Source organism: Microbacterium proteolyticum (assembly GCF_030818075.1).
GTDB classification, from domain to species: domain Bacteria; phylum Actinomycetota; class Actinomycetes; order Actinomycetales; family Microbacteriaceae; genus Microbacterium; species Microbacterium proteolyticum_A.
Genome location: NZ_JAUSZZ010000001.1, coordinates 2,604,772 through 2,623,966, shown reverse-complemented (window position 1 = coordinate 2,623,966; position 19,195 = coordinate 2,604,772). Strand labels below are relative to the sequence as shown.

The window sequence follows — 19,195 nt, the reverse complement described above, 5'->3', positions numbered from 1 at the left end:
GCATGACCGTGATCGCCTCCTCCGTCGATGAGCGCCTGCGCCTGGCGAAAGACGCGGCGCGTGAGATCGCTCTGCTCGACGCCGCGCAGAAGACGGCTCTGCTGGTCGCCGTGGCCGATGCGCTCGTGGCGGCGTCCGACGAGATCGTCGCCGCCAACGCCGTCGACCTCGAACGCGGACGGGCGGATGCCATCGGAGAGGCCCTCCTCGATCGTCTGCGCCTCGACGCCACTCGCGTGACCGCGCTGGCGGCGGCCGTGCGCGCCGTCGCCGCGCTGCCCGACCCCGTCGGCCGCGTGCTCGACGAGCGCACGCTGCCCAACGGCCTGTCGCTGACGAAGGTCGCGGTCCCGTTCGGCGTCGTCGGATCCATCTACGAAGCGCGGCCCAACGTGACGGTCGACATCGCCTCGCTCGCCCTCCGCTCCGGCAACGCCGTGGTCCTGCGCGGCGGGTCGGCGGCCCAGAGCACGAACGCCGTGCTCGTCTCGGTCATGCGCGACGCCCTGCAGGCTCAGGGCGTGTCGCCGGAGGCGGTGCAGAGCGTCGACGACTTCGGCCGCGACGGTGCTCGCGCGCTGATGAACGCGCGCGGCCTCGTCGATGTGCTCGTGCCGCGCGGGAGCGCGTCGCTGATCGAGACCGTCGTCACCGAGTCCACCGTTCCGGTCATCGAGACCGGCGCGGGCGTGGTGCACGTGTACCTCGACGCCAGCGCGCGTGACGACTGGGCGCGCGACATCGTGCTCAACGCCAAGGTGCAGCGCCCGAGCGTCTGCAACGCCGTCGAGACCGTCCTCGTGCATCGCGGGGCCGCCGACCGTCTGCTGCCGGAGCTCCTGGCATCCCTCTCCGACGCCGGTGTCACCGTGCACGGCGATGAGGCGACCCGCGCTCACGACGAGCGCGTCGTGGCCGCGACCGACGACGACTGGTCACGCGAGTACGGCACGCTCGATCTTGCGGTGCGCGTGGTCGACGACCTCGACGACGCCCTCGCGCACATCCGCCGATACTCGACGCACCACACCGAGTCGATCATCACGGCCGATCAGGCCGCGGCCGACCGCTTCCTGGCCGAGGTCGACTCCGCCGTCGTCCTCGTCAACGCGTCGACGCGGTTCACCGACGGCGGCGAGTTCGGCTTCGGAGCCGAGGTCGGCATCTCGACGCAGAAACTGCACGCACGCGGACCCATGGGGCTCGCCGAGCTGACGAGCACCAAGTGGCTCGGGCGCGGTGACGGCCAGGTCCGCGCCTGACCGCCTAAAATGGCACTGCGCGCCGCGCAGACCACTCGAACGGAGTACTGATGACTTTCGCCACGCTTCTCGCCCACGCTGCTGAAGAGGGCGGTCACCACGGCGGCAACGTGCAGGCCGAGACTTTCTGGATCGGTGCGGTGGCGTTCGTGGTCTTCGTCCTGCTGAGCCTGGTCACGCTGTCGTATCGCAACGTGGCCAACCGTCACGCCCACAAGGCCGAGGCCTACGCTCAGAAGCACGGCACGCCCGTCCCCGAGGCGCACGGCCACTGAGGCCGACCGTATGTCGGTGACGCGCGCCCCTCGTATCGGGGTCATGGGTGGGACGTTCGATCCCATCCATCACGGTCACCTGGTCGCCGCGTCCGAAGTCGCTCAGTCGTTCGACCTCGACGAGGTCGTCTTCGTTCCCACGGGTCGACCGTGGCAGAAAGACGACGTCACCGAGAGCGAGCACCGCTATCTCATGACGGTGATCGCCACGGCATCCAATCCGCAGTTCACCGTCAGTCGGGTCGACATCGACCGCGAGGGCCCGACCTACACGATCGACACGCTGCGCGATCTGCAGCAGCAGCGCCCGGGCGCCGAGCTGTTCTTCATCACCGGGGCCGACGCGGTCGCGCAGATCCTCAGCTGGCGCAACCATCAGCAGCTGTGGGATCTGGCGCACTTCGTCGCCGTCTCGCGTCCCGGCCACGTCTTGAACACCGAAGGACTCCCGTCCGAGAACGTGAGTCAACTGGAGATCCCCGCCCTGTCGATCTCGTCCACAGACTGCCGCGCCCGCGTGCGCCGAGGACACCCGGTGTGGTACCTCGTGCCCGACGGCGTCGTGCAGTACATCGCGAAGCACCATCTCTACCGGAGCACAGCATGAGCACGTCCGACACCCCCGCGACGCCCCCGCTGACCCGCCGTCAGTTGCGCGAGCTGCGTCAGACCGGCGCCACGCCGATCATCACGCCGCAGATCGAGACACCGGATGCCACGGCCCCGGCGCCGGAAGCCGAGGTCTCCGCCTCGTCCGAGTCGCAGGCCCCCGCGCTCATCGAGGCGCTGCCGGCCGCCGCGGAGGAGAACGCGCCCGCGGAGGAGTTCCCGGCCCCGGTCGCCCCCGCGCCCGCCGATGAGCAGGCCGCCCCGGCGGCGGAGGAGCGTCCGGCCGAGGAGGATCGGACGACCTCGTCGCCCGCCGCCGCCAGCTCCTACGGCGACGCCGCCCCCGACCTCGGTGTCGCCGGCCTCACGCGCCGGCAGGTGCGCGCGCAGGAGAAGATCCGGACGGCGTCGGTTCCGGTCATCAGCCCCGACCTCGACGTCGCGCAGCCCCGCAGCGGCTCGGCGGCACCCGTCGACGACGACGTGCAGCCGGCCATCTTCCGCCCCGCGGCCGCCGAGGAGAACCCGCCGACCGAGGCGCCCGCCCCGTCGGTGGTCAATCCCGCCCTCGGCTCCGAGCTGCTCGACGGTCCCACTCCCGGCGTCGCGCTCCCGCCGTCGTTCGATCAGCTGCTCGCGCGCAACACCGGCGCGACGGGAGCGGTCACGACGCCCAACTCCCTCATCCTCTCGCAGACCCCCACGGGCGCCCCCCTGGTGGGTCCCGTCAACGCCACCGGCGAGATCATGATCACGGGTACCTTCGATCTGCCGGCCGGCCTCGGCTCGGTCGGTCACGCCCCCGGTACCACCGATGGCCGCGATGTCGACGCGGTCCTCCTCGACGGAGAGCTTCCCGCTGCTTCGTCGCCCACACCGATCGCCGCGAGCGCCGCGATCAGCACCGTCAAGCAACCCGGCGAGATCATCCGCCCCCCGGCACCCGAGAAGGGGAGCAAGCTCCTCATCGCCCTCATCATCACCACGGGCGTTCTCGCGTTGGGGGTGGCCGTGACCCTCGGCCTCGCCTTCACGACAGGAGTTTTCCGATGACCACCAGCACCAACGGCAAAGAGATGGCGCAGATCGCCGCTCTCGCCGCCGACGCCAAGGGTGGCGACGATCTCATCGCCCTCGATGTGTCGGAGCCCCTCCCTCTCGTCGACGTGTTCCTCCTCGTCACGGGTCGCAACGAACGCAACGTCGCCGCGATCGCCGACGAAGTCGAGGAGAAGCTGCTCGAGGCGGGTCACAAGCGCCTGCGGCGCGAGGGGCGACAGGAGTCCCGGTGGGTGCTCCTCGACTTCGGCGACCTCGTCGTCCACGTGTTCCACGAGGAGGAGCGCGTCTACTACGGTCTGGAGCGCCTGTGGAAGGACTGCCCCGTCGTTCCGCTGGAGATCCCCACGCCCGCGACGACCGACTGATCGTCCGTCTCGTACGCCCTCGGCCTTGTCGGCCGGGGGCGTTCGCCGTCTCCCGGCGAGGTCGTCAGCCGTAGCGCTCGCGGTAGCGCCGCTCGGCGGCCGGGTGCAGCGGCACGGGAACCGTGTCGATCAGACTCGCCGGGGTCAGGTACTGGATGCCGAGGGAGCCGGCCGGCACGAGACGGGCGGCGTCATCGATGAGCACGTCCACCAGGCGCCGCGCGAGGTCGTCGTCGAGATCGGAGGACGCCAGGAGCAGGTTGGCGACTCCGATGGCGGGAACGGGGGAGTCGGCGCCGTACACCCCCGCCGGGATGGTGGTGGCCGCGTACGCGCCGGGGTAGCCCGTCAGCAGCTCGGGGAGGGCCGACGTGGTGTCGAGGACCCTGATCGAGGTCCGGGCGGCGAGCTCCGCGATCTGGGGCGTGGGGATCCCTCCCGACCAGAACACCGCGTCGATGCGGCCCTGCTCCAGCTCGACGACCGCCTCGCGGAATGTCCGTTCGATCGTGACCGGAGGTGTCGCTGCAGTCGACAGGCCCCCGGCATCCAGAAGCCGACTCGCCGTGGCCGCAGCCCCCGATCCGGGCGCGCCCAGCGAGACGACTCGCCCCGCCAGGTCGGCCAGCGAGGTGAGACCGCTGGCCGAGCGCACGATGCACTGCAGGTAGTTCTGATACACCCGTCCGATGGCGACGAGGTCGTCGCGCGTCGCCGCCACCGCGGCGGAGTCGGCGAGCGAGAGCGCGAGGTCGACCCTCCCGGCGCCGAGGAGAGCGATGTTCTCGACGCTGCCCTCGGTCGCGAGGGCGGTGATCTCGACCCCGCCAGCATCGCGGGCCACCGAGCTGAGCAGCTCGCCGAACTGCAGATAGCTGCCGCCGGGCTCGCCGCACCCGAGGATCAGCCTGCGAGGCGGAGCGGGGGAGCAGCCGGCGAGACCGAGCGCTCCCGCGGCCATGCCCGCCCAGAGGAACCCGCGCCGAGTGAGCGACGTCACGGTCGCTCCCACACCAGTCGGGCCGCGAGTCCGCCGAGAGCAGAGCGTGCGAGGTCGAGCCGCCCGCCCGCGGCGCGCATCAGCTGCGCGACGATCGCAAGGCCGAGCCCCGTCCCGGAGGGCGTCGCCTCGCGGCCGGCACGCCAGAAGCGGGTGCCCATGTGGGCGAGGTCTCTGTCCGTCAATCGCGTCCCGGAGTCTTCGACCAGGAGCCGGATGCCGGTGGCATCCTGCGCGAGGGTCACACGCACCTCCGCCGCGGGGCCGGCGTACTTGGCCGCATTGTCGAGCAGCACATCCACCATCTCGTCGAGGTCGGCGCGCCCGCAGGGGATCGTCACGGCTGCGCCCGGCACGGCCACGAGGGTCTGCCCGGCGGACCGCAGACGGTCCTGGTGACGCGCCGCGAGCTCGGCCGCGGTGACCGTGCACTCCCGCGGAGCGCCCTCGTCGCGGGCGTCGTCGCGACCCTGCGACTGCGCCGACGCACGGTGCTCCGCGTTCGCGAGGGTCAGCATCCGATTCACGGTGTACTCCAGACGGTCGAGGTCGTCGTCGACCGCGGCGAGATCGTCGGCGGTCTCTCCGTCGCGCGCCAGAGCATCCACGCGCAGCCGGATCGCCGCGAGCGGCGTGCGCAGCTGATGCGAGGCGTCGGCGACGAAGCCGCGCTGCTGCTCCAGACTCGTCTCGACCTCGTCCGCCATGGCGACGAACGCGCGGCTCAGATGCCGCAGCTCCGGCGGTCCCGAGGGGCGCAGCGGTGGGGGGTCGCGGTGGGCGGTGACGTCGGCGACGGCGGCGTCGAGCGCGCGCACCGGGCGGAGGATCCAGCGCGTCCACAGCACAGACGCCGCCATCAGCGCACTCAACAGCAGCACCCCGACCATCACGATCACCGCCCACGCGCGGGACACGTCCGCCTGTCCGTCGCGCAGGTCGACGGCGAGCACGACCACGCCCGCCGACAGGTCGCCCGCGGCGATCACAGGAACGGCCACCAGGGAGGTGCTCGGTCCCCATGGCGAGACGCGAGGGAGCGAGAGCTGCGGCAGGGCGCGGGAGGCCGCGGTGACGAGCTCGTCGACGCGCGCGTCGCGCAAGAGGTCGCCGGCGGACGCCACGGCATCCCCGTCCGCGTCGAGCACGAGCACCGACTCGCCGTAGACCGCGTGGAAGCGTTCCACGTATCCCTGCAGCCCGTCGCCATCATCCTGCACGAGGGCGGTTCTCGCACGCTGCACCACGTGATCGAGCGCCGCGGTGCGTTGAAGGGCGATCTGCTGCGTCCGGGAGTCGGCGATCGACTGCGCGGCGGGGATGAGCACCGCGATCACCGCGATCAAGCCGAAGACGAGGAGAGGGAGCAGGACGCGGAGTCTCACCCGGCATCCTCGAGTCGATAGCCGACGCCGCGGACCGTCGTGATCGTCACCTCGGGCAGCTTCTGACGGAGCTGTCCCAGATGCACGTCGAACGAGCGCGACGAGGTCGCGTACGCATCGCCCCACACCTCGTCGAGCACCTGCTGACGGCTGACGATCTGCCCCGCGCGCCGAGCGAGCGAGAACAGGATGCCGAACTCGTTCGGCGTGAGCGCCACCTCACGGTCGACCGCCCGGACGCGTCGGGCATCGAGGTCGATGTCGAGGGACCCCACGTGCAGTCGTGTGCGGTGCTCCGGTGGGGTGTACCGCCGGGTGACCGCGAGCAGGCGCGCCAGCAGCTCATGCAGGCGGACCGGCTTGACGAGGTAGTCGTCGGCGCCGAGCGACAGTGCGCGCACAGTGGAGCGTTCGTCCCCGCGGGCCGTGACGACGATCACCGGAACCTGACTCACCGCCCGCAGCTGCCGCAGGGCGTCGAGACCGTCCATGTCTTCCAGTCCGAGGTCGAGCAGCACCACCTGCGCGTCGTGGTGTCGCAGCAGGACGTCGCTGCCGCGGGCGACGCGGGTGCACGCGTGTCCGGCGCGCTGGAGCGCCGAGACGAGAGCGCCGGCGACGGAGCCGTCGTCCTCGGCCACGAGTACGTGCATGAGTTCATCGTAGGCATCCGTTCCTCCCGCGTCCGAGGACGAGACGGAGGGCAATGTAAGGCGGATGTAAGGATCGCGCCGGGTCGGGGCGGATGCGGGGCAGGATGACACCGACCCCGCGATGCCGCCGGGATGCGAAGCGGCAGCGGTGCAGACCACGACACTTCTTCGACAGATCGGAATCATGATGTCAACGACGACAACGATCCCCACGAGCATGCGGCGATCGATCTCGAACACGCTGAAGGGCTCGGCGGGCAACCTCGTCGAGTGGTACGACGTCTACGTCTACTCCGTCTTCGCGGTCTACTTCGAGTCGCAGTTCTTCAGCGCCGACGACAAGAATTCGACCATCTACGTGTGGGCGATCTTCGCAGTCACCTTCCTCATGCGCCCCATCGGCTCGTGGTTCTTCGGGCGTTTCGCGGATCGCCACGGTCGCCGTCTGTCTCTGACCGTCTCGGTCTCGCTCATGGCGCTGTGCTCCCTGATCATCGCCTTCGCGCCCACGGCGCAGATGATCGGCGCCGGGGCCGTCGTCATCCTCGTCTTCGCCCGTCTCCTGCAGGGATTCGCCACCGGCGGCGAGTACGGCACCAGCGCCACGTACATGTCGGAGGCGGCCATGCCGGGTCGCCGCGGCTTCCTGTCGTCGTTCCACTACGTCACCCTCGTCGGTGGCCACGTCCTGGCGCAGACGACGCTGCTGATCATGGTTCTCACGCTGCCCGAAGAGGCGATCACGTCGTGGGGCTGGCGCGTCGCCTTCGCCATCGGCGGCGTCGCCGCGGTCGCCGTGTTCTGGATGCGACGCACCATGGACGAGTCGCTTGAGATGAGCGTGATCGACGAGACGAAATCGGGCCGTTCGAAGGACTCCGGCTCGCTGCGCGACCTGTTCGTGAACAACTGGCGTCCGCTGCTGCTGTGCTTCGCCGTCACGGCGGGTGGCACGGTGGCGTTCTACACCTACTCCGTCACCGGTCCGAACATCGTCAAGACGGCCTTCTCGGGCGGCGACGTCGTCACCGGCACCGTCATCAACCTGATCGCGCTCACGGCGCTCATGCTCATGCAGCCCCTGGGCGGCTGGCTCAGCGACAAGGTCGGGCGCAAGACCCTGCTGGTGTTCTTCGGGGTCGGCGGCGTGCTGTACACGTGGTTCCTCATCACGATGCTGCCGCAGCAGACGAACGAGTTCGCGGCCTTCGCCATCCTGCTGGGCGGTTTCGTCATCCTGACCGGGTACACCTCCATCAACGCGCTCGTGAAGGCGCAGCTGTTCCCGACGCACGTGCGCGCTCTCGGTGTGGGCCTCGGCTACGCGCTCGCGAACTCCCTCTTCGGCGGCACGGCGCCCCTGCTGTACGCCGGCGCGCAGAGCGCCGAACAGGTGCCGCTGTTCATCGTCTACGTGACCGTGATCATCGCGGCCTCGCTCGCCGTGTACATCTTCGCCCTGCGCAACAAGGCGCCGAACTGGCTCGACGACGAACTCGTCATGCGCGAGGCGCAGAGCGCGAAGACCCGCGTGCCGGTCGCCTCGCGCTGACCCCGCCCGCGCGGACGTCCCTCTAGCGTCGAGGGGCGTCCGCGCCTTCGGGCATGACGGGGGAGGGATGCCATGTCACCCACGCCCGCGCGGCGTCGAACGCCCCGGCGGCTCGACCTCTCGGTGCGCCGGGAGCCCTGACGCGGCGCGCCGTGAGGTCCCTGAGCCTGTCGAAGGGACCGGGAGCCCGGCGAAGGGACCGGGACCGCCGCGATCTCGAAACGACGAAAGCCTCCGCCGAAGCGGAGGCTTTCTCTCTGGGTGGACCTGAGGGGACTCGAACCCCTGACCCCCTGCATGCCATGCAGGTGCGCTACCAGCTGCGCCACAGGCCCGTTTTCTTTTGTCTGCCCCGTTTGAGGCAACTCCATGAGCTTACAACACGAATCGTGCGGGCGAAAAATCAGCCGCGCCGGGCGTGTCGTCCTCGGTTGCGACGGCGTCGACCACGGCTCGACGGAGCACCTGTCCGCGCTCGCTGAGCGCCCGCTGGCGGGTGACGTATTCCGCTTTACCCTCGGCGGTCTCGATCGGGACCGCGCGATAGCCCCAGGCCGACAGATCGTACGGAGACGCCTCCATGTCGAGCGTCCGGATGTCTCGCGCGAGTTCGAACGCGTCGAGCAGCAGCGGCCCGGGGACCAGAGGCCCGAGCTTCACCGCCCACTTGTAGACATCCATGCCGGCGTGCAGGCACCCCGGCTGCTCGTTCTCGACCTGGCTGTCGCGGGAGAGCGGTCGCCGGTTGCGGGGCACGGCCTCGGGTGTGAAGAACCGGAACGCGTCGAAGTGCGTGCACTTGAGGTCGTGCGCCTCGACGACGGCGTCGGTGCCGGACCGGCCGAGGCGCAGCGGCACCGCATGGCGCACCTCGTCGGCGCGGTAGGCCATCGCCCACTCGTGCAGTCCGAAGCAGCCGAACTGCGCCGGACGCCCGAGCGTGGCCCGCAGCAGGTTCAGCACCCCCCGGTACAGCGAACCGCGCTCGGTCCGGAAGCGCCCGGCATCCACGTGAACGTCATCGCCGTCGGCGCGGTACCACCGCCAGCCGACGCGCTCCTCCGCCTGCTCCAGGACGACGCCGGGGCCGGGGTGCCACCTCCGCAGGATCGCGGGCTTGTAGGAGTAGTAGGTGAAGAGGAAGTCCTCGACCGGATGCTTCTCGGCGCGGCTCGCGCGGGCGCGATGCTCCGCAGTGAGGGCGTCGGCGCGCTCCGCGTGCACAGCGGCCGCCAACGTCCACTGCGCCCGCGTCAGCGTCCGGCCGGCGGTCAGCGTCGTCACCCGACCTCGTCGATGAGGTCGGGGGAGTCGTTGCGTACGTTGCCGACAGCGGGCGACACCACGTGGTCGTCGAGTGTCTCGGCGACGTCGGGCGCGGCGTCGATCGCCGCGTCGAGGATGTCGCCGACGTTCTCGGTGGTCGGGTCGAGCCAGGCATCGGCGAAATCGGGGTCCATGAACAGCGGCATGCGGTCGTGGATCGACCCCAGCCGCCCGATCGAGTCGCGCGTGAGGATCGTGCAGCTCAGCACCCACCGCGCGGGGTCGTCGTCGGCGAGCGCAGGGTCTTTCCACCACTCGTAGAGGCCGGCGAAGAACAGCGGCGACCCATCGGCGGGGTGGATGTAGTGCGGGGTCTTGCCGGCCTCGGTGGTCTTCCACTCGTAGTACCCGGATGCCGGGATCACGGCCCGCCGCTTGATCAGCGCGTTGCGGAACATCGGCTTGTCTTCGACCTCTTCGGAGCGCGCGTTGAACGCCCGCGCGCCGATCTTGACGTCCTTCGCCCAGCCCGGCACCAGGCCCCACCGCGCGACCTCGAGCCGGCGCACGGGCGGCTCGCTCTTGATCGAGTCGAGCACGATGCCCACCTGCGACGTGGGGGCGATGTTGTACGACGGCGGAGGCAGCTCATCGGCCTCGACATCGACGCGCAGAACCCCGACGAGCTCGGATGCCACGTTGGCCACGACGAATCGACCGCACATGCCTCCACCGTACGCGCACCGTCCGACATCGGGCCGCTGCACCGCGGTGGTCGAGTGCCCGTGCCCCCGGCATCCGGGGACGCAGCGGCATCCGGAACCGCCGCCGCATCCGGAACCGCCCGCGCGACCTCCGGGACCCGCGCACTCTCAGCCCGAGATGCGCCGAACCACGGTCAGGCGTCGCGCGCGACGACCCCGACGTCCTGCAGGCGATCGAGCAGCGCCGCCCCGTCCGACCCGGTCACCCAGGGCACCTCGGCCGCGGAGTGATCGTCGACGACCGTGCGGCCACCGGCGAGCACGGCCTCGGCGGGCAGGAGGCGGCGGATGGCCACGGCGGCGACGCTCTGCGGCCGCTCGATCGCGAAGCCGGTGTAGATGGCGTCATCGTGCTGGCCGTCATCGCCGACGAGCAGCCACTTCACCTGCGGGAACTCGTCGGCGATGCGGCGGAGGTTCAGCTCCTTGTGATCGCGGCCGCTGCGGAACCAGCGATCGTGCGTGGGACCCCAGTCCGTGAGCAGGAAGGACCCTGCCGGGAAGAGGTGGCGGCGCATGAACCGCGTGAGCGTCGGGGCGACGTTCCACGCCCCGGTGGAGAGGTAGATGACGGGGATGCCGGGGTTCTCACGCGTGATGCGTTCGAGCATCACCGCCATGCCGGGCACCGGCTGACGGGCGTGCTCGTCGACCACGAACGAGTTCCAGGCCGCGAGCAGAGGCCGGGGGAGGGCCGTCACCATGACGGTGTCGTCGATGTCGCTCACGATGCCGAAGCGCACGTCGGCGCCCACGATGAACACGCGGGTCTCGGTGGGCTCGCTGCCCTCGACCGACATCGTGACCGTCTGCCACCCGGGTGCGAGACCGGCGGGGAGCTTCGCGTCGATCACGCCGCCGCGGTCGGCGGAGACCTTGTGCGTGACGCCGTCGATCACGACCTCGACCTGCGCGAAGCCGACGGGCACGGCGGCGAAACTCCGCCAGCCGCGCAGGCTCGCGAACTCCCCGGTCGAGGTGCGTTTGAGCGGCGGAGCGATGAGCACGCGTCCGAGGACGCGCACCCATTCCTGGGTGCCGTAGCCGGGGAAGCCGACGACGGCGGGGCGGAGGCCGCGTGCACGGGCACGCCGTTCACGCCACCGGTGGAAGCGGCGCTCCAGTCGGGCGAACCAGAGCACCTTGGCGCGAGTGGCGCGAGAAGAACGAGGCATCGGCCTCAGTCTTTCACGTCGCCGTCCGCGGGTTCGAGGGGCTGGACGTCATCGGCCAGATGACGTCTTTCCGCGCGTTCGATGACTTTCTTGCCGACGAACACCAGAACGAGGAAGACCACCAGGATGCCGACGAAGACATACCCCGCGTAGTGGAGCTGATCCGCGAGCTCGCGGTAGGTGCCCGCGGCGGTGGCGGCCACCGAGACGTACAGCCCCGCCCAGATGACGCAGGCGGGCGTGGTCCAGGCGAGGAAGCGCCGGTAGCTGTACCCGCTCATCCCGACGGTCAGGGGGACGAGGGAGTGCAGTACGGGGAGGAATCGCGACAGGAAGATGGCCAGTCCGCCGCGGCGACGCAGATACCGGTCGGCGCGCGCCCAGTTGCGCTCACCGAGCTTCTGACCGAGTCGCGACGCGCGGATGCGCGGGCCGAAGTACCGGCCGAGCCAGAAGCCGAGGCTCTCGCCCACGAGTGCACCCACCACGATGGCCGCGGCGAGGACGACGCCCTCGAGGGGCGATCCCACGGCCGTCCCCGCGACGATCACCATCGTGTCACCGGGCACGATCAGCCCGACCAGCACGCTCGTCTCGAGCATGACCGCGATGCCGGCGATGACGGTGCGCAGCACGGGGTCGACGTTCTGGACGACGTCGAGCAGCCACGTGAGGATCTCGTTCACCCCCGTCAGCCTAGAGCCGCGCGCCACCCCTAGCCTGGGAGCGTGCCGCACTCCGCCCCCTCGTTCACCCGCGCCGCGTGGGTCGACCCCGAAGCGGCGTTCCTGCACCTGTTCGCCGGCGCCCCCGAGGCGTTCTGGCTCGATGCGGGCGTGGACGCGCAGACGGGGTGGAGCTGGATGGGCACGGGGCACCTCGACGCGTCGTCCCGCCCGATGCAGCAGGATGCCGCGGCATCCGGTGCCCGTGGAGGCGAAGGCGGTCCGTTCCGCGGCGGATGGGTCGGCTGGCGTACGTACGAGGGCGAAGGGTCATGGCTGCGCGTCGACGCGATGCTCGCCTTCGACCACGCGTCGCGGCAGGCGTACGCCGTCGGCGACCCGGCCCTCGCCGAGCGCATCGCCGACGCCCCCGCGCCCCGAGACGTCGCCCCCGCCGTTGACCGCGGCGTGGCATCCGCCCGCGTCACCCCCGAACGCTACGCCGAGCTCATCGCCGCGTGCCGCGAGCGCATCCGGGAGGGCGACGCGTATCAGCTGTGCCTCACGACCCGGTTCACCGTTCCCGGGGCGGTGGATGCGCTCGCGGTCTTCCGTCGCCTTCGCCGCAGCTCGACGTCTCACCACGCCGGCTTCGTCCGCATCGGGGACACGACCCTGGTGAGCGCATCGCCCGAGCGCTTCCTCGAGGTGCGCGGCGGTGCCGTGCACACGCACCCGATCAAAGGCACCCGCCCTCGCGCGGCCGATCCGGTGCGCGACGCGGCGCTCGCCGACGACCTGCGATCGGATGCCAAGGAGCGCGCCGAGAACGTCATGATCGTCGACCTCATGCGCAACGACCTCTCGCGGGTCTGCGAGCCGTCGACGGTGGGCGTCGACCGCCTGCTCGAGGTGGAGAGCTATCCGCACGTGCACCAGCTCGTGAGCGAGGTGTCGGGACGGCTCCTGCCCGGCACGACCGTCGGCGGGCTGCTGGAGGCCGCGTTCCCCGCGGGCAGCATGACGGGGGCGCCGAAGGAATCCGCGATGCAGATCCTGGCCCACCTCGAAGCCGCTCCGCGCGGGCTCTACTCGGGCGCGTTCGGCTGGATCGGAGACGACGGCTCGGCGGATCTCGCGATGGTGATCCGCAGCATCGTCGTGGAACCGGATGCCGCCTACGTCGGCGCCGGGGGAGGGATCACGTGGCGGTCGGTCGCGGCATCCGAGGTCGCGGAGGTCGGCATCAAGGCGCGCGCCCCCCTCGCCGCGCTCGGTGCCGAGGTCCCGCCCGGGTGGTGAGGTGCGGGTCCGATACCCTGGACGCTGGCCTCGTGGCCTCCCGACTCACACGATTGGCTTTTCCCGTGTCTCAGAACTCCGCACCCGACGCCCGCGACGGTGGCTTCGACACCCACGCCATCCAGGCGAAGTGGCAGCAGGCGTGGGCCGACAAAGACCCGTTCCGCGCCGGCGGCGACGACGACACCCGCCCCCGCAAGTACGTGCTCGCGATGTTCCCGTATCCCTCGGGCGACCTGCACATGGGGCACGCCGAGAACTACCTCTACTCCGACATCGTGGCCCGTTTCTGGCGTCACCGCGGCTACAACGTGCTCAACCCCATCGGGTGGGACTCGTTCGGCCTGCCCGCCGAGAACGCCGCCATCAAGCGCGGTGCCGACCCGGTCGAGTGGACCTACGCCAACATCGCCCAGCAGAAGGCGAGCCTGAAGGACTACGGCGTCTCGTTCGACTGGAGCCGGGTGCTGCACACCAGCGACCCCGAGTACTACCGCTGGAACCAGTGGCTGTTCCAGAAGCTGTACGAGAAGGGCCTGGCGTACCGCAAAGACGCTCTGGTCAACTGGGACCCGGTCGACCAGACCGTGCTCGCCAACGAGCAGGTGCTGCCCGACGGCACGTCGGAGCGCAGCGGCGCCGTCGTGGTCAAGAAGAAGCTGACCCAGTGGTTCCTGCGCATCACCGACTACGCCGACCGCCTGCTCGACGACCTGAACCAGCTCGAAGGCTTCTGGCCGAGCAAGGTCATCCAGATGCAGCGCAACTGGATCGGCCGCTCGGTCGGCGCCGACATCGAGTTCGAGATCGAGGGCGGTGACGAGAAGATCACGGTCTTCTCCACCCGCCCCGACACGCTGCACGGGGCGACGTTCTTCGTCGTGGCGCCCGAGTCCGACCTCGCGGCCGAGCTGGCGGCATCCGCCGATCAGGGTGTGCGCGAGACGTTCGAGGCGTACCTCGCGCAGGTGCAGCGCGCGACCGACATCGAGCGTCAGGCCACCGACCGCCCCAAGACCGGCGTGTTCCTCGGCCACTACGCGATCAACCCCGTCAACGGCGAGAAGCTGCCGATCTGGGCTGCGGACTACGTGCTGGCCGACTACGGTCACGGCGCCGTCATGGCCGTGCCCGCGCACGACCAGCGCGACCTCGACTTCGCCCGCGCGTTCGACCTGCCCGTCAAGGTGGTCGTCGACACCAACGCTCCCGTGACGGGCTCCATCCCCGTGATCGAGCTCGACGAGAACGGTGTGCCGATCGATCCGTTCGGCGATCTCGACGACCTCGATCCGGCGAAGACGGGAATCGCCCTGACCGGTGACGGCCGCATGACGAACTCGGGTTCGCTGAACGGTCTGTCCAAGCGCCACGCGATCGCGCGCATCATCGAGGAGCTCGAAGCCAAGGGCGTCGGCCGCGCCGCCAAGACCTACCGCCTGCGCGACTGGCTCATCTCGCGCCAGCGCTATTGGGGCACGCCGATTCCGATGCTGCACGGCGAGGACGGGTCGATCACGCCCGTCCCGGCCGACCAGCTGCCGGTCGTGCTGCCGTCGGTCGAGGGTCTCGACCTGAAGCCCAAGGGCACGTCGCCCCTGGGCGCGGCGACCGAGTGGGTGCAGGTGACCGACCCCGAGACGGGGCAGACGCTGCTGCGCGACCCCGACACGATGGACACCTTCGTCGACAGCTCCTGGTACTACTTGCGCTTCCTGTCGCCGAAGAGCGAGACCGAGGCGTTCTCGGGCCGCGAGGCGGCGAAGTGGGGCCCGGTCGACTTCTACATCGGCGGCGTCGAGCACGCGATCCTGCACCTGCTGTACGCCCGCTTCATCACCAAGGCGTTGTTCGACATGGGCCTGGTGGAGTTCACCGAACCCTTCTCGAGCCTGATCAACCAGGGCATGGTCATCCTCGACGGCGCGAAGATGTCGAAGAGCAAGGGCAACCTGGTGCTGTTCCAGGAGGAGCTCGACGCCCACGGCGCCGACGCCCTGCGCGTCGCGCTCGCCTTCGCCGGCCCGGTGGAAGACGACAAGGACTGGAACGACGTCTCCACGACCGGTGCGGCGAAGTTCCTCGCCCGCGCCCTGCGCATCGCGCACGACGTCGACAGCGAGACCGATGTCGTGTGGGCCGAGGGCGACAAGGCCCTCCGCCGCGCGACGCACCGCCTGCTGGCCGAGGCCCCGAACCTCATCGAGCAGACGAAGTTCAACGTCGTCGTCGCGCGCCTGATGGAGCTGGTCAACGCCACCCGCAAGGCCATCGACGGCTCCGCCGGTACGAGCGACCCGGCCGTTCGCGAGGCCGCCGAGGTCATCGCGATGACCCTCGACCTGTTCGCCCCGCACACCGCCGAAGAGATGTGGCAGACGCTGGGCTACGACGGCTTCGTGGGGCTGGTGACCTGGCGTCAGGCCGACCCGACCCTGCTGGTCGAAGACAACGTCGTGGCCGTCGTGCAGATCGACGGCAAGGTGCGCGGCACCCTCGAGGTCTCGGCCAAGATCGGCGCCGACGAGCTCGAGAAGCTCGCCCGCGGCGACGAGAAAGTGCGCCGAGCGCTGGGCGATCGTGAGATCGTCCGCGCGGTGGTGCGCCCGCCGAAGGTGGTCAGCTTCTCGACGAAGTAAGCGTCGAAGCCGGATGCCACGTCTCCGGCTCTCTGCGGAGGGTCGAGGGCGTGGCATCCGGTGTTCTCGGCTGTCAGACGGCGAGGGAGTACGCGCTCCCGTCGCGTCGGCTCGACGCGTAGCCGCCGTCGCCATCCGCCCATGCGTCTTCTCCCCAGCGGGCACATCGCGCTCGTCGCGCACGGAATGGGCTCGAGTGGCCCCGCGGGCGAGACCGATCTTCCTAACGTCGAGGCGTGACCGAGACTTCTCCTGCACCTTCCGCCGCGGCGAGCGAGCACCTGCCGCCCCGCGCGCGGCTGGGCATCGGGGCCGTCATCGTGATCGTCCTCCTCGCATTCGCGGTGACCGTCGGGATCGGGATGCTGCGCGGGGCGACGGGGGCCGAGGTCGTGGAGCCCGTCTCCACGGCCTCCTCCGTGCCCCCACCGCTCGCGGAGGCGGGGCTGTACGTCCACGTCGCCGGCGCGGTTAAAGAGGCGGGGCTCTATCGCCTCGACGCCGGCGACCGGGTGGCCGACGCCATCGCCCAGGCCGGTGGGTTCGCCGACGATGCGGACCGCGACGGGGTGAACCTCGCTCGGCCGGTCGCCGACGGCGAGCAGATCGTCGTACCGGTGGTCGGGGCCGAGACGTCCGAGCCCGGGGGAGCCGGCGACGACGGATCCGCGTCCGGTGGGCTGATCGACCTCAACACGGCGACGCGCGAGCAGCTCGACACCTTGCCGCGCGTCGGTCCCGCCATGGCCGACCGCATCATCGAGTGGCGCGAGACGAACGGCCGGTTCACCAGCGTCGACGACCTGCAGTCGGTGCCGGGGATCGGCGAGAAGATGCTCGCCGCGCTCCGCGATCTGGTGCGCGTATGAGCACGCGACGCGCTCTGCGGCGACGGGCGCTCCGACCGGTCTCGGTCGCGGCGACGACCTGGGCGGCCGCGGGCCTGGCGACGTGCGTCCCGGATGCCATCCTGCTCGCCGTCCTGCTGGGGGTCCTGTCGTGCATCGCCACCGCCGTCCTGGTGCGGTGGCGGCGGCCGGTGCTCGCCGTGGTGGCCGTCGCACTGGCGTGCAGCGCGGCAGCAGCGGGGACCGTGGCATCCCTCGCCCCCGTCCGAAGCCAGATCGCTGCGTTGCAGGCGGAAGGGGGTCGCCACCTCGAACTCGACGTGACGGTCACCGGCCGCATCGACGGCTCCGCCGACGGGGGCGCGTGGTTCGACGCGGTGGCCTCGACAGTGCGGGCGGGCGATGCGACGGTCACCGGGGCGGTGCCGGCTCGGGTGCTCGTCGACGCGGAGGGGAGAGCCGCGCTGTCGCGCGCCGGGATGGGAAGCGCGGTGCAGCTGTCGGGGCGGGCCGTTCCGGCGGCGTCGGGCGAGCGTGCGGCCCTCGTGGTGCGGGCCGACGAGGTGGTCGCGGCCGCCGAGCCGGGCGGCGTGTGGGCGTGGTTGGAGAGTGTTCGCGACGGTCTCGTGGCGTCGACGCGAGGCCTGCCGCAGCCGGGAGCCGGGCTGGTCCCCGGGCTCGCCGTCGGCGACACGTCGAGCCTCGACCCCGCGACGGAGACGGCGATGACTGCGTCCTCCCTGTCGCATCTCACCGCGGTCTCCGGTGCCAACTGCGCGATCGTCGTCGGTGCCGCCTTTGCGCTGTTCGCGCTGTGCGGTGCACGCCGGGCGGTCCGCGTCGGGGGAGCGATCATCGTGCTCGCGGCCTTCGTCGCCCTGGTGACCCCCGAGCCCAGCGTCATCCGGGCTGCGGCGATGGCCCTCGTGGCGATGCTGGCGCTCGCACTCGGCAGGCCCGCCATCGGGGTCGCGGTGCTGTCGCTGGCGGTCACCGTGCTGCTCGTGCTCGATCCGTGGTTGAGCCGATCGCTCGGCTTCGCGCTGTCAGCGGCGGCCACCGGCGCGCTGCTCGTGCTGGCGCGCCCCCTCGCCGCCGGGCTGCAGCGATGGATGCCGCGCGCTCTCGCGCTCGCCCTCGCCGTTCCCACGTCCGCCCAAGTGGTGTGCGGACCCCTCATCGTGCTGATCGACCCGCACGTGCCCCTGCTCGGCGTCGCGGCCAACCTGGTGGCCGACCCTGCGGCGGCGCCGGCGACCATCGCCGGAGCGCTCGCGTGCATCGCACCGTTCCCGTGGCTGCGCGACGGACTCACCGCCCTCGCGTGGGTACCCGCCGCGTGGATCGCGGCCGTCGCGCACACGACCGCCGGTATCGGCGCACAGAACCTCCCCTGGCCGGATGGACCGGCGGGGGCGGGGCTCCTGGCCCTTCTGGGCGGTGCCATCGCGGTCGCCGTCATCCGTCCGCGACGTCTGCCGCGCACCACCCTGGTCGCCGCGCTCACGACCGCGGTGGCCCTCGGCGTCGTCCTGGCGCAGACGGCCGTTCGGACGGTCGCGGGGCCGCTGACCGTTCCGTCGGCGTGGCAGATCGCGATGTGCGACGTCGGCCAGGGTGACGCCACCCTCTGGCGATCGGGGGGCGCGGTGGCGCTGGTCGACACCGGACCCGAACCCGAGGCGCTCACGCGCTGCCTCGACCGCTTCGGCGTCGGCCGCCTCGATCTGCTCGTGCTGACCCACTTCGACCTCGACCACGTCGGGGGAACGCCCGCCGTCATCGGGCGCACCGCGCTCGTGGTGCACGGTCCCGTCGACGGCGCGGCCGACGCGAGGCTGCTCGACCGCCTGCACGCGGGCGGTGCGCATCTGGAAGAGGCCACGACCGGGACGGGTGGTGCGCTCGGCACGACCCACTGGCAGGCGCTGGGACCGCCGCCGCGCGCCGAGCCCGGCAACGACGCGAGCGTCGCGATCGACGTCGTGGGCGCGGGCTTCCCTCGCACCGTGATGCTCGGCGACCTCGGACAGGAAGCGCAGGCCGCTCTGCGCCGACGCGTGGATGTTCCGCGCGTGCAGGTGGTGAAGGTGTCGCACCACGGCAGCGCCGATCAGGATGCCGACCTGTACCGGGAGCTGCACCCCGCCGTCGGTCTCATCGGCGTGGGCGCCGACAACCGCTACGGACACCCCACCGGAAAGTTGCTGGCGATGCTGACGGCCATCGGCACCGCCATCGGGCGCACCGACGGCGACGGCGCCCTGGCCGTCTGGCTCGACGGCGAGGGTCGGCTGACCCTCTGGCGGGAGCATGTCGGAGCGGCTGCGTCCGCCGCCCCGGTCGATGTCGGAACCGGTCGGTAGGCTGGGG

General features: G+C 71.0%; 17 protein-coding genes and 1 tRNA gene. 10 read left to right on the top strand and 8 right to left on the bottom strand.

Annotated features, from left to right (window positions below; genetic code table 11):
- Positions 1-2: 2 nt before the first annotated feature.
- The 5 genes from QE392_RS12180 to rsfS are packed head-to-tail and all read left to right on the top strand — an operon-like array spanning position 3 to position 3,573.
- Entirely contained in the window at positions 3-1,262 is a 1,260-nt protein-coding gene (locus tag QE392_RS12180; protein ID WP_307452041.1) for a glutamate-5-semialdehyde dehydrogenase, read from the top strand.
- Between the two features lie 50 nt (positions 1,263-1,312).
- Positions 1,313-1,537 (top strand): hypothetical protein, encoded by a 225-nt coding sequence (locus QE392_RS12175; protein WP_307452038.1) that lies wholly within the window; start codon positions 1,313-1,315, stop codon positions 1,535-1,537.
- A 10-nt stretch (positions 1,538-1,547) separates the two neighbouring features.
- Complete coding sequence (gene nadD, locus QE392_RS12170) at positions 1,548-2,144, top strand: nicotinate-nucleotide adenylyltransferase (RefSeq protein ID WP_307452035.1); 597 nt, start codon at positions 1,548-1,550, stop codon at positions 2,142-2,144.
- On the top strand, positions 2,141-3,199 hold the full coding sequence (locus QE392_RS12165; protein ID WP_307452033.1) for a hypothetical protein: 1,059 nt from the start codon (positions 2,141-2,143) through the stop codon (positions 3,197-3,199). The genes nadD and QE392_RS12165 overlap by 4 nt, the downstream gene beginning before the upstream one ends.
- Positions 3,196-3,573, top strand: coding sequence for a ribosome silencing factor (gene rsfS, locus QE392_RS12160; RefSeq protein ID WP_307452031.1), 378 nt, complete (start codon positions 3,196-3,198; stop codon positions 3,571-3,573). The genes QE392_RS12165 and rsfS overlap by 4 nt, the downstream gene beginning before the upstream one ends.
- Positions 3,574-3,637: 64 nt before the next feature.
- On the opposite strand, the gene QE392_RS12155 is transcribed toward rsfS, so the two are convergent.
- Genes QE392_RS12155 through QE392_RS12145 form a run of 3 tightly spaced genes read right to left on the bottom strand, consistent with a single transcriptional unit; the run spans position 3,638 to position 6,611 of the window.
- Entirely contained in the window at positions 3,638-4,573 is a 936-nt protein-coding gene (locus tag QE392_RS12155; protein WP_307452028.1) for a TAXI family TRAP transporter solute-binding subunit, read from the bottom strand.
- Positions 4,570-5,958, bottom strand: coding sequence for a sensor histidine kinase (locus QE392_RS12150; protein WP_307452026.1), 1,389 nt, complete (start codon positions 5,956-5,958; stop codon positions 4,570-4,572). The genes QE392_RS12155 and QE392_RS12150 overlap by 4 nt, the downstream gene beginning before the upstream one ends.
- Positions 5,955-6,611 carry a response regulator transcription factor gene (locus tag QE392_RS12145; protein ID WP_307452024.1) on the bottom strand — a complete coding sequence of 219 codons (657 nt, stop codon included), beginning with the start codon at positions 6,609-6,611 and terminating at the stop codon, positions 5,955-5,957. The genes QE392_RS12150 and QE392_RS12145 overlap by 4 nt, the downstream gene beginning before the upstream one ends.
- Before the next feature lie 187 nt (positions 6,612-6,798).
- Here QE392_RS12145 and QE392_RS12140 point away from each other — a divergent pair, with 187 nt between their 5' ends.
- Positions 6,799-8,163, top strand: coding sequence for an MFS transporter (locus QE392_RS12140; protein WP_307452023.1), 1,365 nt, complete (start codon positions 6,799-6,801; stop codon positions 8,161-8,163).
- A gap of 262 nt (positions 8,164-8,425) precedes the next feature.
- On the opposite strand, the gene QE392_RS12135 is transcribed toward QE392_RS12140, so the two are convergent.
- From QE392_RS12135 to QE392_RS12115, 5 genes are all read right to left on the bottom strand, one after another.
- A tRNA-Ala gene (locus QE392_RS12135) sits at positions 8,426-8,498 on the bottom strand.
- Positions 8,499-8,538: 40 nt separating this feature from the next.
- The gene (locus tag QE392_RS12130; protein ID WP_373426466.1) at positions 8,539-9,447 is read right to left on the bottom strand and encodes a 3-methyladenine DNA glycosylase; all 909 of its coding nucleotides are present in this window, start codon (positions 9,445-9,447) and stop codon (positions 8,539-8,541) included.
- Positions 9,444-10,154, bottom strand: coding sequence for an SOS response-associated peptidase (locus tag QE392_RS12125; RefSeq protein ID WP_307452021.1), 711 nt, complete (start codon positions 10,152-10,154; stop codon positions 9,444-9,446). Before QE392_RS12125 ends, QE392_RS12130 begins: the two co-directional genes overlap by 4 nt.
- A gap of 173 nt (positions 10,155-10,327) precedes the next feature.
- Complete coding sequence (locus QE392_RS12120) at positions 10,328-11,368, bottom strand: App1 family protein (protein ID WP_307452018.1); 1,041 nt, start codon at positions 11,366-11,368, stop codon at positions 10,328-10,330.
- 5 nt (positions 11,369-11,373) lie between these two features.
- Positions 11,374-12,054 carry a DedA family protein gene (locus tag QE392_RS12115; RefSeq protein WP_307452015.1) on the bottom strand — a complete coding sequence of 227 codons (681 nt, stop codon included), beginning with the start codon at positions 12,052-12,054 and terminating at the stop codon, positions 11,374-11,376.
- 42 nt (positions 12,055-12,096) lie between these two features.
- Here QE392_RS12115 and QE392_RS12110 point away from each other — a divergent pair, with 42 nt between their 5' ends.
- The 4 genes from QE392_RS12110 to QE392_RS12095 all read left to right on the top strand — a co-directional run bounded on the left by QE392_RS12110 (position 12,097) and on the right by QE392_RS12095 (position 19,188).
- Positions 12,097-13,335 carry an anthranilate synthase component I family protein gene (locus tag QE392_RS12110; protein ID WP_307452013.1) on the top strand — a complete coding sequence of 413 codons (1,239 nt, stop codon included), beginning with the start codon at positions 12,097-12,099 and terminating at the stop codon, positions 13,333-13,335.
- Positions 13,336-13,400: 65 nt separating this feature from the next.
- A complete protein-coding gene (gene leuS, locus QE392_RS12105) occupies positions 13,401-15,974 on the top strand; it encodes a leucine--tRNA ligase (RefSeq protein ID WP_307452011.1) in 2,574 nt (857 codons plus the stop codon).
- 236 nt (positions 15,975-16,210) lie between these two features.
- Entirely contained in the window at positions 16,211-16,843 is a 633-nt protein-coding gene (locus tag QE392_RS12100; RefSeq protein ID WP_307452009.1) for a helix-hairpin-helix domain-containing protein, read from the top strand.
- The gene (locus tag QE392_RS12095; RefSeq protein ID WP_307452007.1) at positions 16,840-19,188 is read left to right on the top strand and encodes a ComEC/Rec2 family competence protein; all 2,349 of its coding nucleotides are present in this window, start codon (positions 16,840-16,842) and stop codon (positions 19,186-19,188) included. The genes QE392_RS12100 and QE392_RS12095 overlap by 4 nt, the downstream gene beginning before the upstream one ends.
- Positions 19,189-19,195 lie beyond the last annotated feature (7 nt).

Bases quoted from the DNA above. Each gene is read 5' to 3' on its own strand.
- QE392_RS12180 (WP_307452041.1), top strand. From the start codon at position 3: ATGACCGTGATCGCCTCCTCCGTCGATGAGCGCCTGCGCCTGGCGAAA.
- QE392_RS12175 (WP_307452038.1), top strand. From the start codon at position 1,313: ATGACTTTCGCCACGCTTCTCGCCCACGCTGCTGAAGAGGGCGGTCAC.
- nadD (WP_307452035.1), top strand. From the start codon at position 1,548: ATGTCGGTGACGCGCGCCCCTCGTATCGGGGTCATGGGTGGGACGTTC.
- QE392_RS12165 (WP_307452033.1), top strand. From the start codon at position 2,141: ATGAGCACGTCCGACACCCCCGCGACGCCCCCGCTGACCCGCCGTCAG.
- rsfS (WP_307452031.1), top strand. From the start codon at position 3,196: ATGACCACCAGCACCAACGGCAAAGAGATGGCGCAGATCGCCGCTCTC.
- QE392_RS12145 (WP_307452024.1), bottom strand. From the start codon at position 6,611: ATGCACGTACTCGTGGCCGAGGACGACGGCTCCGTCGCCGGCGCTCTC.
- QE392_RS12140 (WP_307452023.1), top strand. From the start codon at position 6,799: ATGTCAACGACGACAACGATCCCCACGAGCATGCGGCGATCGATCTCG.
- QE392_RS12125 (WP_307452021.1), bottom strand. From the start codon at position 10,154: ATGTGCGGTCGATTCGTCGTGGCCAACGTGGCATCCGAGCTCGTCGGG.
- QE392_RS12120 (WP_307452018.1), bottom strand. From the start codon at position 11,368: ATGCCTCGTTCTTCTCGCGCCACTCGCGCCAAGGTGCTCTGGTTCGCC.
- QE392_RS12095 (WP_307452007.1), top strand. From the start codon at position 16,840: ATGAGCACGCGACGCGCTCTGCGGCGACGGGCGCTCCGACCGGTCTCG.